Below are 12,831 nucleotides of genomic sequence, written 5' to 3'. Positions count from 1 at the left end.
CTCCGGGCGCAGTAGGGTGGTCCCGCGGCGCGGCCGCGCCGCGGCAGCCGCGACCGGGCGGCCGTGACGCCCGGCAGCCCCGCCGGAACCACCAGCCCCACCAGCCAACCAGCCGACCAGTCGACGCAAATGGAGCAGGACGTTGTCCCGTCAGGTGTTCCTCTATGACCCGCCGGACCGATTCGTCGCCGGTACGGTCGGGCTGCCGGGCCGCCGTACCTTCTTCCTCCAGGCGTCCGCGGGTGGCCGGACCACCAGCGTGGCACTGGAGAAGACCCAGGTCGCGGCGCTCGCCGAGCGGATAGACGAGCTGCTCGACGAGGTGGTGCGCCGCACCGGCGGCAACGCCCCGGTACCGGCCGTCGCACCCTCCGAACTCAGCGACACCGCGCCCCTCGACGCCCCCGTGGAAGAGGAATTCCGCGTCGGCACCATGGCCCTCGCCTGGGACGGTGAGGAACAGCGCATGATCGTGGAGGCGCAGGCGCTCGTCGAGCTGGAAGCCGAGTCCGAGGAAGACCTCGCCGAAGCCGAGGAACGGCTCCTCCAGGACGACGTGAACGGGCCGCCCATGCTGCGCGTCCGGCTCACCGGCACCCAGGCGCGGGCCTTCGCCAAGCGGGCGCTGGACGTCGTCAACGCCGGTAGGCCGCCCTGCCCGCTGTGCAGCCTGCCGCTCGACCCGGAAGGACACGTATGTCCGCGCCAGAACGGATACCGCCGCGAAGCCTGACGCCCCCGGAGCCGTCCGAGCTGCTGGCCCTGGGCGAGCTGACGGTGCGCGGCCAGGTCCGGGAGGCGTCCAACGCGGTGCTCTACTGCACGGTCGAGTACGAGGGCCACAGCGCCCCGTGCGTCTACAAGCCGGTGGCCGGGGAACGGCCGCTGTGGGACTTCCCCGACGGCACCCTCGCCCAGCGCGAGGTCGCGGCGTACGAGATCTCCGAGGCCACCGGGTGGGGCCTGGTCCCGCCCACCGTGCTGCGCGACGGGCCGTACGGGCAGGGCATGTGCCAGCTCTGGGTCGAGGTGGCCACCGGCGACGGTGAGGCCGCGGACGACGACTCCGACGGGACCGACGACTCCGACGAGACGGACGGGGCCGAGCTGCTCGCGCTCGTCGAGGGCGACGAGCCGGGCCCGGGCTGGAAGGCGGTCGGCTTCGCGGAGGTGGGGGAGGGCCGCACCGCGCTGCTGGTGCACGCCGACGACGTACGGCTGCGGCGGCTGGCCGTACTCGACGCGGTGATCAACAACGGCGACCGCAAGGGCGGCCATCTGCTGCCCGCCGCGGGTGGCCGGCTCTATGCGATTGATCACGGTGTGACCTTCAACGCCGAGGACAAGCTGCGCACCCTGCTGTGGGGATGGGCCGGGGAGCCGCTGCCGGACGACGTGCTGGAGGTGCTGCGCCGACTGGCGGAGCAGCTCGCCGACGACGGCCCGCTCTGCGCCCGGCTGGCGAAGCTGATCACCGGCGCCGAGATCGAGGCGCTGCGGGACCGGGTGGCGGCGCTGGTGCGGACCGGGGTGCACCCCGCGCCCAGCGGCCAGTGGCCCGCCATTCCGTGGCCGCCGGTCTGAGCCGACGAGGACGGAGCAGGTCACGGGCGGATCCGCAAGAGCGCCTATCCGGCCAACAAACGCGCGGCAGGGGCCATCCGGTTCGTATCCGGAACTGGCATCCGGTTACGCTCATTGCATGTATGCCTGGCCCGCTTCCGAGGTTCCCGCCCTGCCTGGCAGTGGCCGCGACCTGAGGATTCACGACACCGCGACCGGGGGACCGATCACCCTCACCCCCGGCCCCGTCGCCCGCATCTACGTCTGCGGCATCACGCCGTACGACGCGACCCACATGGGTCACGCGGCGACCTACAACGCGTTCGACCTCGTTCAGCGCGTGTGGCTCGACACCAAGCGCCAGGTCCACTACGTGCAGAACGTCACCGACATCGACGATCCGCTCCTGGAGCGGGCCGTGGCGAACGGCGACGACTGGACGGCCCTCGCCGAGCGTGAGACCGCCCTCTTCCGCGAGGACATGACGGCCCTGCGGATGCTGCCCCCGCGCCACTACATCGGTGCCGTGGAGTCGATACCGGGGATCGTGCCGCTCGTGGAGCGGCTGCGGGACGCGGGCGCGGCGTACGAGGTCGAGGGCGACATCTACTTCTCCGTGGAGTCGGACCCCGCCTTCGGCTCGGTCAGCCGCCTCGACGCCGAGGCCATGCGGCTGCTGTCCGCCGAGCGCGGCGGCGACCCGGAGCGCCCGGGCAAGAAGAACCCGCTGGACCCGATGCTGTGGGTGGCCGCCCGTGAGGGCGAGCCGAGTTGGGACGGCGGCTCGCTCGGCCCCGGCCGCCCCGGCTGGCACATCGAGTGCGTGGCCATCGCCCTCGACCACCTCGGCATGGGCTTCGACGTCCAGGGCGGCGGCTCCGACCTCGCCTTCCCCCACCACGAGATGGGCGCCTCGCACGCCCAGGTCCTCACCGGCGAGCGGCCGTTCGCGCAGTCGTACGTGCACGCCGGGATGGTCGGGCTGGACGGCGAGAAGATGTCCAAGTCCAAGGGCAACCTGGTCTTCGTCTCCGCGCTGCGGCGCGACGGCGTCGACCCGGCCGCCATCCGGCTCGCCCTGCTGGCCCACCACTACCGCTCCGACTGGGAGTGGACCGACGGCGTCCTGCGGGACGCCGAGGCCCGGCTCGCCCGCTGGCGCGCCGCCGTCTCCCGGCCGGACGGCCCGTCGGCGGACGCGCTGGTGGAGGAGATGCGCGAGGCGCTGGCGAACGACCTCGACTCCCCGGCGGCCCTCGCAGCCGTCGACCGCTGGGCCGCCGCCCAGTCCGCGACCGGCGGCGAGGACGAGGGCGCCCCGGGCCTGGTCTCGCGAGCGGTAGACGCCCTCCTGGGCGTAGCCCTGTAGGAAGTCCCCACCCCGCCCCTCCCCGAACCCGGGGGCGGCCCCGGCCGGGTGTTGGCCATGTTGTGGGCAATCGTTCCGCAGAGGGGGCACCTCCCAGCGGTAGCTGGGGGAGGAACGGGTGGGCACAACGCGGCCACCGGCCCGCACCCGGCAATGAAACCCCAGGGGCACCGCCCGCTCCGCACACCGCCGGGCGGACCGAAGGAATCGGTCCGCCCGGCGGTGCGGGTCACCGGGGCTCAGCCCTGGTCGTCCGGGCGCTCCTCCGCGTCGCTGCTCCCGGTCTCCTCCGCGGCCCCACCGGACTCGCCGCTCCCGGAACCGGATCCGGAGCCCTCGCCGCCGCCCTCGTCATCCTTCGCGGACGGCTTCCGCGGCCGTGCGTGCCCGCTTCCGGGGTCCCGCAGATACGGCGCGTCGGCGATCCCCCCGGTGCCCGTCTCCGTCGCATGGCTGCCCGGCGCGCCCGGCGCCCCCGGTGAGCCGTCCCGCCGCCGCAGATAGCGCTCGAATTCCCGCGCGATCGCCTCGCCGGACGCCTCCGGCAGCTCCGCCGTGTCCCGGGCCTCCTCCAGCGACTGGACGTACTCGGCGACCTCGCTGTCCTCCGAGGCGAGTTGGTCCACGCCCAGCTGCCAGGCGCGCGCGTCCTCGGTCAGCTCGCCGAGCGGGATGCGGACGCCGATCAGGTCCTCGAGGCGGTTCAGCAGGGCCAATGTCGCCTTCGGGTTCGGCGGCTGGGAGACGTAATGCGGGACGGCCGCCCACAGGCTCACCGCGGGGACACCGGCGTGGGTGCAGGCCTCCTGGAGGATGCCGACGATGCCGGTCGGTCCCTCGTAGCGGGTCTCCTCGAGGTCGAGGCTGCGGGCCAGGTCCGGGTCGGAGGTGACTCCGCTCACCGGCACGGGCCGGGTGTGCGGGGTATCGCCGAGCAGTGCCCCGAGGACGACGACCATCTCGACGCCCAACTCATGGGCGTAGCCGAGGATCTCGTTGCAGAACGACCGCCACCGCATGCTCGGCTCGATCCCGCGCACCAGCACCAGGTCGCGGGTCTTCTCGCCGCCCTCCGCGCGGACCACGGAGAGGCGGGTGGTCGGCCAGGTGATCTTGCGGACCCCGTTGTCCAGCGCGACGGTGGGCCGGTTCACCTGGAAGTCGTAGTAGTCCTCGGCGTCGAGAGAGGCGAAGACCTCGCCCTTCCACTCCCGGTCCAGGTGCCCGACCGCGGTGGAGGCGGCGTCTCCGGCGTCGTTCCAGCCCTCGAAGGCACAGATCATGACCGGGTCGATCAGCTCGGGAACCCCCTCAAGCTCGATCACCCAGCGCCTCCTTCCGACCGGGGCGGACGGGTTGGTACCGCCTCCGGCGACAGTTCTTTTGCGTGCGCCCCAAGCCTACGGCTTCAAGGGGCCCCCGCCGCAGCCCCCGTAGGGAAACCCATACTCATTCATCCGACCTGTTTCCCGAAAGTTGCGGCACACCTCTGGACGAGACCCCCATGTCAGCGCTATACATCGGATCACCGCTAAAGGTCCGATGTTCTATCGCGCGTCGTTCAGGGAGCTCCCATTGAGTTTGCGCCCGACCGTCACCGAGCTCGAGGTCCATGACATCCGGTTTCCCACCTCGGAGCAGCTCGACGGCTCGGACGCGATGAATCCGGACCCCGACTACTCCGCTGCCTATGTGGTGCTCCGTACGGACGCCGATCACACCCCCCATCACATCAGCGGGTCCGAAGGGCACGGCTTCGTCTTCACCATCGGCCGCGGCAACGACGTGACCGCCGCGGCCATCCGCTCCCTGCGCCCCCAGGTCGTCGGCCGTCCCGCCCCGCTCACCGCGGCCGGACTGGCCGAGCTCTACCGCGACCTCACCCACGATTCCCAGCTGCGCTGGCTCGGCCCGGAGAAGGGCGTCATGCATATGGCGGCAGGTGCGGTGGTGAACGCCGCCTGGGACCTCGCCGCCCGGCAGGCCGGAAAGCCGCTGTGGCAGTTCCTGGCCGACATGTCGCCCGAGGAGCTGGCCGATCTCGTCGACTACCGCTACCTCAGCGACGCCCTCACCCGCGACGAGGCCCTGGCCATCCTGCGCGCCGCCGAGCCCGGCCGCGCCGAGCGCGCCGCGCTGCTGCGCGAGCGCGGCTACCCCGCCTACACCACCTCGGCGGGCTGGCTCGGCTACTCCGACGAGAAAATGATCAAGCTGGCGCAGGAGGCGGTCGCCGAGGGCTTCGAGCAGATCAAACTCAAGGTCGGCGGTGACCTCGACGAGGACCTCAGACGGATGCGGCTGGCCCGCGAGGCGGTCGGCCCGGACATCCGGATAGCCGTCGACGCCAACCAGCGCTGGGACGTCGCGGAGGCGCTGCGCTGGATGCGCGCCCTGGCGCCGTACGACCCGCACTGGATCGAGGAGCCGACCAGCCCGGACGACGTCCTCGGCCACGCCGCCATCCGCGCCGGACAGCCGGTCAAGGTCGCCACCGGTGAACACGTCGCCAACCGCGTCGTCTTCAAACAGCTCCTTCAGGCCGAAGCCGTCGACTTCGTGCAGATCGACGCCGCACGCGTCGCCGGGGTCAACGAGAACCTGGCGATCCTGCTGCTCGCCGCCAAGCACGGGGTGCCGGTGTGCCCGCACGCGGGCGGCGTGGGCCTGTGCGAACTGGTGCAGCACCTGGCCATGTTCGACTTCGTGGCCGTCTCGGGCAGCTGGGACGACCGGGTCATCGAGTACGTCGACCACCTCCACGAACACTTCGCCGATCCGGCCGTCGTCGAGGCGGGCCGGTACCGCGCACCGGCCGCCCCGGGCTTCTCCGCCCAGATGCTCCCCGAGTCGATCGCCGCCTACCGCTATCCGGACGGGCCCGAATGGCAAGCCCGGAATTCGCAGAACGCGGCACCGCAGAACGCATCACCGCGCAACGCCGCACCACAGAACGCAGCACAGCAGTCCGCACGACAGGAGGAGACCTCTTGAGCCCCACCGGCGACTTCGAAGGGCTGGCCGCGCTCGTCACCGGCGGCGCCTCGGGCATCGGCGCCGCCATCGCCACCACGCTGCGCGACCGGGGCGCACGGGTCGCCGTGCTCGACCGGGACCCGACGGGCGCCCCGTCCGGGACCCTGCCGGTCAAGACCGACGTCACCTCCGACGAGGGCGTACGGACCGCGGTGGAGGCCGTGGTGGCCGAATTCGGCGCCCTGCACACCGTCGTCGGCAATGCGGGCATCGGCGCGATCGGCACCGTCGAGGACAACTCCGACGACGAGTGGCACCGGCTGCTGGACGTCAACGTGCTGGGCCTGGTGCGCACCGCGCGGGCCGCGCTGCCGCATCTGCGCGCCGCCGCGGCGAAGCGGCCCGGAGCGGTGTCCATCACCCACACCTGCTCGATCGCCGCCACCGCCGGACTGCCGCAGCGCGCCGCGTACAGCGCGAGCAAGGGCGCGGTGCTGTCGCTGACCCTCGCCATGGCCGCCGACCACGTACGCGAGGGCATCCGCGTCAACTGCGTCAACCCCGGCACCGTCGACACCCCGTGGGTGGGGCGGCTGCTCGGCCAGGCCGCCGATCCGGCGGCCGAGCGCGCCGCCCTGGAGGCCCGGCAACCGACCGGGCGGCTGGTGTCCGCCGAGGAGGTCGCCGCGGCCGTCGCGTATCTGGCGAGTCCCGCCGCCGCGGCCGTCACCGGCACCGCGCTGGCCGTGGACGGCGGGATGCAGGGGCTGCGCCTGCGCCCGGCGACCTGAGCACGGCCGCGTACCGCCACACCTTCACGCTCACCCGCACCCCATACCGACATACCGCGCGCCCCGCACCATCGCACCCCGCACCACGCACGTCGCACAACTCGACCTAGGACGGGACTCGATGACGAGACTCCGCACCACCGGAGCCGCGGCCTGCGCCGTGCTGCTCGCCGTCGCCGGGCTGGCCGGCTGCAACCGTGAGAGCAACGGCGCCGGCGGCGGCAAGGTGGGCATCGACATGCCGCGCACCGACACCGACTTCTGGAACTCCTACCAGCAGTATCTGGAGAAGGGGATCGACAAGGGCACGGTTTCCGCGCTCCCGCTGTCCAACTCGCAGAACGACATCTCCAAGCTCGTCTCCAACGTCCAGGCGTTCACCGACCAGGGCGCCAAGGCGATCGTCATGGCCCCCCAGGACACCGGGGCCGTCTCCTCCACCCTGGAGCAGCTGGAGGAGAAGAAGATCCCCGTCGTCAGCGTGGACACCCGGCCCGACTCCGGCAAGATCTACATGGTGGTGCGCGCCGACAACCGGGCGTACGGCACCAAGGCGTGCGAGTACCTCGGCAAGCAGCTGGGCGGCAAGGGCCGGGTCGCCGAACTCCAGGGCGACCTCAGCTCCATCAACGGCCGCGACCGGTCGCAGGCGTTCGCCTCGTGCATGAAGAAGAAGTACCCCGGCATCAAGGTGCACGAGCTGCCCACCGACTGGAAGGGCGACGTCGCCTCCGCGAAGCTCCAGAGCCTGCTGGCCCAGCACCGCAAGCTCGACGGCATCTACATGCAGGCCGGTGGCGCCTTCCTCCAGTCCACCCTGGCGCTGCTGGAGCAGAAGAAGCTGCTCAAGCCCGCGGGCTCGGCGGGCCACATCACGATCATCTCCAACGACGGCATACCGGAGGAGCTGGACGCGATCCGCGCCGGGAAGATCGACGCCACCCTCTCCCAGCCCGCCGACCTCTACGCCAAGTGGGCCCTGAACTACGCCAAGGCGGCGCTGGACGGCAAGACGTTCAAGCCCGGTCCGACCGATCACGGCTCGGAGATCGTGAAGATCGAGAACGGCCTGGAGGACCAGCTTCCGGCGCCGCTGGTCACCAAGGAGAACGTCGACGACCCGAAGCTGTGGGCCAACCAGCTCGAAAAGAAGTAGCCATGGCAGAGGCAGCGGAAGAGGCAGCACAGCCCCCCGTGGTCCGGGCGGAGGGCATCGTCAAACGCTTCGGACCGACCGTCGCCCTGGACCACGCCCACCTGTCCGTGCGCCCCGGGGAGGCGCACGCCCTCGTCGGACGCAACGGGGCGGGCAAGTCCACGCTGGTGTCCGTCCTCACCGGCATGGAACGCCCGGACGAGGGCGAGGTGACCTTCTCCGGCGAACCCGCCCCCGGCTACGGCGACACCGCGGCCTGGCAGCGCCGCGTCGCCTGCGTCTACCAGAAGTCGATGGTGGTCCCGCACCTGACGGTCGCCGAGAACCTGTACCTGGGCCGCTTCCAGGGCACCGGGCGCATCCGGTGGCGGGCGCTGCGCGAGGACGCCCGGGCGCTGCTGGGGGAGTACGGGGTGGACGTGGACCCCCAGACCCGGGCCAAGGACCTCGGCGTCGAGCAGCGGCAGTTCGTGGAGATCGCCCGCGCCCTGTCCTTCGGCGCCCGGCTGATCATCCTCGACGAGCCCACCGCCCAGCTCGACGCGGGCGGCATCGACCGGCTCTTCACCAAGCTGCTCGAACTGCGCAGGCAGGGCGTCGCCTTCCTGTTCATCTCGCACCACCTCCAGGAGGTCTACGACCTCTGCGACACCGTCACCGTCTTCCGCGACGCCCGGCACGTGCTGACCGCGCCGGTCGCCGACCTGCCCAAGGAGGACCTGGTCGCGGCGATGACGGGCGACGGCGAGGGCGCCCCCGAGGGCGACTCCCGGGCCGCCGTCCGCGCCCCCGTCACCGTGCGCGAGGCCGACCCGGGCGGCGAGCCGGTGCTGCGCACCGAAGGGCTCACCCTGGAGGACGAGTTCGCGCCGCTGGACCTGGTGGTGCGGCCGGGCGAGGTGCTGGGCCTGGCCGGGGCGACCGCCAGCGGCAACACGGCGATCGGCGAGACCCTGGTCGGCCTGCGCAAGCCGGGCGGCGGCCGGGTCTCCGTACGGGGCAGGCCGGTACGCCCCGGCAGCGTGCCGCACGCCATCGACGCGGGCATCGGCTACGTCCCGGAGGACCGCCACGACCAGGGGCTCGTCCTGGGCCGCAGCGTCGCCGAGAACGCCACGCTGACCGTCACCGACCAGCTCGGGCCGTACGGCACGGTGCTGCCCTCCCGGACCCGCGCGTTCGCCCAGCGCATGATCACCTCGCTCGACATCAAGACCGCGGGACCGTCGCAGCCCGTCTCGGGCCTGTCCGGCGGCAATCAGCAGAAGGTCGTCATCGCCCGGGCGCTGGCGCGCGAACCGAGCGTGCTGGTCGCGATCCGGCCGACCGCCGGGGTGGACGTGAAGTCCAAGGACGCCCTGCTCGGCGTCGTACGGGACGTCGCGGCGGCCGGGAGCGGCGCGCTGATCGTCTCCGACGAGCTGGACGACCTCCGGGTCTGCGACCGGGTCCTGGCCTTCTTCCACGGGCGGGTCGTCGCCGAGTTCGGCAGCGGCTGGAGCGACCGCCAGCTGGTCGCCGCGATGGAAGGCATCACGGAACCGGGCACGACAGGCGCGACCAGTACGCCCGGCACGGACGGCACGGCCGGGGGAACCGCAGACCGCACGGGAGGACCACAGACATGATCGGTACCGCACGGCAGCAGCCCGCCGAGGCGGTGGCGGACGGGCCGGCGGGGGCCCGGAGCCGTCCGCGGATCGACATCGCCCGCTGGCGCGATCTGTCCCTGGTCCCGGTGATCTTCGTCCTGGGCGTGATCGGCTTCATCGTCTCGCCCGCCTTCCTCACCGAGGACAACCTGATCGGCGTCGTCCAGCAGTCCACCGAGCTGGGGCTGCTGGTGCTGGGCGAGGCGCTGATCCTGATCAGCGGCCGGATGGATCTCTCCCTGGAGTCCACCATCGCCGTGGCCCCCGTGATCGCCCTCTGGCTGGTCCTGCCCTCGCACGGCGCGCGCTTCGAAGGGCTCGGGCTGCTGCCCGTATGGACCGCCATTCCGCTGTGCCTGGCGGTCGGCGCCCTGATCGGCGCGGCCAACGGCTTCCTGATGCTCAAGCTGCGCGTCAACGGCTTCATCGCGACCCTGGGCATGCTCACCATGCTGCGCGGACTCCAGGTCGGCATCGCCGAGGGCCAGTCCATCGTCAACGTCCCCGAGTCGTTCCGCTACCTCGGCAAGGCCGACTGGCTGGGCGCGCCCGCCGCCGTGTGGCTGTGCCTGGGCCTGTACGCGCTCGGCGGCCTCGCGCTCGGCTATCTGCGGCACGGCCGCGCCCTGTACGCGATCGGCGGCAACCCCGAGGCGGCGCGCGCCGCCGGTATCCGCGTCGACCGCATCACCTGGATCGTGCTCAGCGCCGGTGGCCTGCTGGCCGCCTTCGCCGGAATCCTCTACACCGGCCACTACGGCTCGGTCGCCGCGACCCAGGGCAACGGCTGGATCTTCCAGGTGTTCGCCGCCGCGGTCATCGGCGGCATCAGCCTCAAGGGCGGCCGCGGCACGCTCTTCGGAGCGCTCACGGGTGTGCTTACGCTGCAATTGGTCGTCAATGTGATGACTCTCGGCGGCGTTCCGCCACTGTGGAACCAGTTCATCAACGGCTCCATCATCATCGTCGCGCTGATCATCTCCCGCTACGCGAGCGGCGAGAAGCAGGACTGAGGCGCGGGACCGAGACGTGGAAACCGAGACGCAGTACCGAGAGAAGCAGGAACAGAGGCGAGGAACCATGGCGCAGGTACCACAGGGGGCACGCGAACTGGGGCGCTCGGGCGTCCACGTACCGCCCCTCGGGCTCGGCTGCGCCCCGCTGGCCAATCTGTACGCCGCGGTGCCCGAGGAACGCGCCCTGGCGACCGTCCACACCGCCCTGGACCTCGGCTGCACCTACCTCGACACCGCCCCGCACTACGGTGTCGGGCTGTCCGAGGAACGGCTGGGCCGCGCCCTCGCCGGGCGCGATCGCGGCTCGTACACGCTCTCCACCAAGGTGGGGCGGCGGCTGCGGGACCGGGCGCCCGGCGAGCCCGCCCAGCCGGACGGGTTCGCGGACACCCCCGACCGCGTCCGCGAGTGGGACTTCACCCGGGACGGCATCCGCGCCTCCCTGGAGTCCTCCCTGGAACGCCTCGGGGTCGAGGCCCTCGACATCGTCTACGTCCACGATCCGGAAAACCACATCCGCGAGGTGTACGAGACGGCCTTCCCGGCGCTCGCCGAACTGCGCGACCAGAAGCTCGTCCGGGCCATCGGCTTCGGCATGAACTACAGCGACATCCTCGCCCGCTTCGTCGCCGACCTCGATGTCGACGTCGTCCTGTGCGCCGGGCGCTGGACCCTGCTGGAGCGCACCGCCTACGACGACCTGCTGCCGGTGTGCGAGCGGCGCGGCACCTCCGTGGTGGTCGGCGGCGTCTACAACTCCGGGCTGCTCGCCGACCCCCGCCCCGGCGCGCGCTACAACTACGAGGAGGCGCCGCCCGAGATCGCCGAGCGGGCCCGGCGGCTCGCCGCCGTCTGCGCCGAGTTCGGGGTGCCGCTGCGGGCCGCCGCCCTGCGCTTCCCGTTCGGCCACCCGGCCGTGGCCACGGCGGTCATCGGCGCCGCCGGGCCGGACGAAGTGCGGGACAACGCCGAGATGTTCGGCTACGACATCCCCGACGAGCTGTGGCACGCGCTGGTCGAGCGCGGCCTGCTCGACGACGACATCCCGCTGCCGGTCTGAGGAGAGTCCGTGTCCCGCCGAATCGACGCCCACCACCACCTGTGGGACCTGTCCCGCAGGCCGCAGCCGTGGATGGACGGCCCCTGGGCCGACCCCATCGCCCGCACCGTCACCACCGCGGACCTGCTGCCGCACCTGGACGCCCACGGGATCGGCGCCACCGTCGTCGTCCAGTCCAGCTCCTCGTACGACGAGACCCGCGAACTCCTCGCCCTGGCGGGCGCCTCGGACCGCATCGCGGGCGTCGTCGGCTGGGCCGACCTCACCGACCCCGAGCTGCCCGCGGTGCTCGCCGCCCTGGCCGCGGGCCCCGGCGGCGACCGGCTGGTGGGGCTGCGGCACCAGGTGCAGGACGAGCCGGACCCCGACTGGCTGGGGCGCGCCGACGTACGGCGCGGCCTCGCCGACACGGCCGACGCGGGGCTCGTCTACGACCTGCTGGTCACCCCGCGCGAGCTGCCCGCCGCGATCGCCGCGGTGCGGGAGCTGCCAGGCGTGCGCTTCGTCCTCGACCACGCGGCCAAGCCGCCGATCGCGAGCGGCGAGCGCGCCCCGTGGACCGGCCTCCTGACGGAACTGGCCGCCCTGCCGAACGTCGACTGCAAGCTCTCGGGACTGGTCACCGAGGCCGACTGGGAGACCTGGAAGCCGGAACAGGTGCTTCCGTACGCGCGTCACGTACTGGAGGCGTTCGGCCCGGAGCGCGTGCTGTTCGGCTCGGACTGGCCGGTGTGCGAACTGGCCGCGACGTACGCGGACGTGGTGACCCTGGCGGACCGTGCGACGGCCGGACTGACCGCCGACGAACGCACATCGATCTTCGGCACCAACGCGGCGCGCGCATACGCCCTGGGAACGTAACGCGCCCCCTGACGCGGGGCCCGCACCCCTCCGCGGCTGCCCTCCGGCGCCCGCGCCCTCGGACTGGGGCCCAGCGCCCCTGCCCCGTTACGCGGCTGCGCCCCCTCGAAGGCTCCGCCTCCTCCAGCCCAGCCTGGCCCAGAGCCTGCCGACCGGGTCGACCTGAGCGGGGGCGCCCCCGGCCGCGGATGCTCTCGGCCCCCCGCGGCCCGCGGGCTGGGGCCCAGCGCGGCCCCGCGCCTCTGCGCGGCTCCGCCCCCGTTGAAGGTCCCGCACTCTCCGGCCCAGCTTGGCCTGGCAGAGCCCGCCGACCCGGACCGGACTGTGCGGGCGCCCGGCCCCTGCGCCCCTCTGCGACGGCTCCGCCCCCCCGCGGCCCTCGGGTTG

At 72.6% G+C, this 12,831-nt stretch carries 11 protein-coding genes; 10 read left to right on the top strand and 1 reads right to left on the bottom strand.

Annotated features, from left to right (window positions below):
- The first annotated feature begins 142 nt into the window (after positions 1-142).
- The 3 genes from EEJ42_RS18975 to mshC all read left to right on the top strand — a co-directional run bounded on the left by EEJ42_RS18975 (position 143) and on the right by mshC (position 2,932).
- Entirely contained in the window at positions 143-733 is a 591-nt protein-coding gene (locus tag EEJ42_RS18975; RefSeq protein ID WP_055553352.1) for a DUF3090 domain-containing protein, read from the top strand.
- Positions 697-1,584, top strand: a complete 888-nt coding sequence (locus tag EEJ42_RS18970; RefSeq protein ID WP_123101103.1) for an SCO1664 family protein — start codon at positions 697-699, stop codon at positions 1,582-1,584. Before EEJ42_RS18975 ends, EEJ42_RS18970 begins: the two co-directional genes overlap by 37 nt.
- A gap of 118 nt (positions 1,585-1,702) precedes the next feature.
- Positions 1,703-2,932, top strand: coding sequence for a cysteine--1-D-myo-inosityl 2-amino-2-deoxy-alpha-D-glucopyranoside ligase (mshC, locus tag EEJ42_RS18965; RefSeq protein WP_123101102.1), 1,230 nt, complete (start codon positions 1,703-1,705; stop codon positions 2,930-2,932).
- A 239-nt stretch (positions 2,933-3,171) separates the two neighbouring features.
- Here mshC and EEJ42_RS18960 read toward each other — a convergent pair whose 3' ends face one another.
- Complete coding sequence (locus tag EEJ42_RS18960; protein WP_123101101.1) at positions 3,172-4,257, bottom strand: PAC2 family protein; 1,086 nt, start codon at positions 4,255-4,257, stop codon at positions 3,172-3,174.
- 256 nt (positions 4,258-4,513) lie between these two features.
- On the opposite strand from EEJ42_RS18960, the gene EEJ42_RS18955 reads away from it, so the two are divergent.
- The 7 genes from EEJ42_RS18955 to EEJ42_RS18925 all read left to right on the top strand — a co-directional run bounded on the left by EEJ42_RS18955 (position 4,514) and on the right by EEJ42_RS18925 (position 12,444).
- Positions 4,514-5,926: an enolase C-terminal domain-like protein gene (locus EEJ42_RS18955; protein ID WP_123101100.1), complete on the top strand. Its 1,413-nt coding sequence runs from the start codon at positions 4,514-4,516 to the stop codon at positions 5,924-5,926.
- Positions 5,923-6,699 (top strand): SDR family NAD(P)-dependent oxidoreductase, encoded by a 777-nt coding sequence (locus EEJ42_RS18950; RefSeq protein ID WP_123101099.1) that lies wholly within the window; start codon positions 5,923-5,925, stop codon positions 6,697-6,699. The genes EEJ42_RS18955 and EEJ42_RS18950 overlap by 4 nt, the downstream gene beginning before the upstream one ends.
- A 121-nt stretch (positions 6,700-6,820) precedes the next feature.
- Entirely contained in the window at positions 6,821-7,855 is a 1,035-nt protein-coding gene (locus tag EEJ42_RS18945) for a sugar ABC transporter substrate-binding protein (protein WP_123101098.1), read from the top strand.
- A gap of 2 nt (positions 7,856-7,857) precedes the next feature.
- Positions 7,858-9,483: a sugar ABC transporter ATP-binding protein gene (locus EEJ42_RS18940; RefSeq protein ID WP_123101097.1), complete on the top strand. Its 1,626-nt coding sequence runs from the start codon at positions 7,858-7,860 to the stop codon at positions 9,481-9,483.
- Positions 9,480-10,520, top strand: a complete 1,041-nt coding sequence (locus tag EEJ42_RS18935) for an ABC transporter permease (RefSeq protein WP_009719166.1) — start codon at positions 9,480-9,482, stop codon at positions 10,518-10,520. Before EEJ42_RS18940 ends, EEJ42_RS18935 begins: the two co-directional genes overlap by 4 nt.
- A 67-nt stretch (positions 10,521-10,587) precedes the next feature.
- Complete coding sequence (locus tag EEJ42_RS18930; RefSeq protein ID WP_123101096.1) at positions 10,588-11,583, top strand: aldo/keto reductase; 996 nt, start codon at positions 10,588-10,590, stop codon at positions 11,581-11,583.
- 9 nt (positions 11,584-11,592) lie between these two features.
- Complete coding sequence (locus tag EEJ42_RS18925; RefSeq protein WP_123101095.1) at positions 11,593-12,444, top strand: amidohydrolase family protein; 852 nt, start codon at positions 11,593-11,595, stop codon at positions 12,442-12,444.
- Positions 12,445-12,831 lie beyond the last annotated feature (387 nt).

Source organism: Streptomyces botrytidirepellens (assembly GCF_003721215.1).
GTDB classification, from domain to species: Bacteria; Actinomycetota; Actinomycetes; order Streptomycetales; family Streptomycetaceae; genus Streptomyces; species Streptomyces himastatinicus.
This window is presented reverse-complemented; position numbering and strand designations above follow the sequence as displayed.

Bases quoted from the DNA above. Each gene is read 5' to 3' on its own strand.
- EEJ42_RS18945 (WP_123101098.1), top strand. From the start codon at position 6,821: ATGACGAGACTCCGCACCACCGGAGCCGCGGCCTGCGCCGTGCTGCTC.
- EEJ42_RS18970 (WP_123101103.1), top strand. From the start codon at position 697: ATGTCCGCGCCAGAACGGATACCGCCGCGAAGCCTGACGCCCCCGGAG.
- EEJ42_RS18930 (WP_123101096.1), top strand. From the start codon at position 10,588: ATGGCGCAGGTACCACAGGGGGCACGCGAACTGGGGCGCTCGGGCGTC.
- EEJ42_RS18940 (WP_123101097.1), top strand. From the start codon at position 7,858: ATGGCAGAGGCAGCGGAAGAGGCAGCACAGCCCCCCGTGGTCCGGGCG.
- EEJ42_RS18935 (WP_009719166.1), top strand. From the start codon at position 9,480: ATGATCGGTACCGCACGGCAGCAGCCCGCCGAGGCGGTGGCGGACGGG.
- mshC (WP_123101102.1), top strand. From the start codon at position 1,703: ATGTATGCCTGGCCCGCTTCCGAGGTTCCCGCCCTGCCTGGCAGTGGC.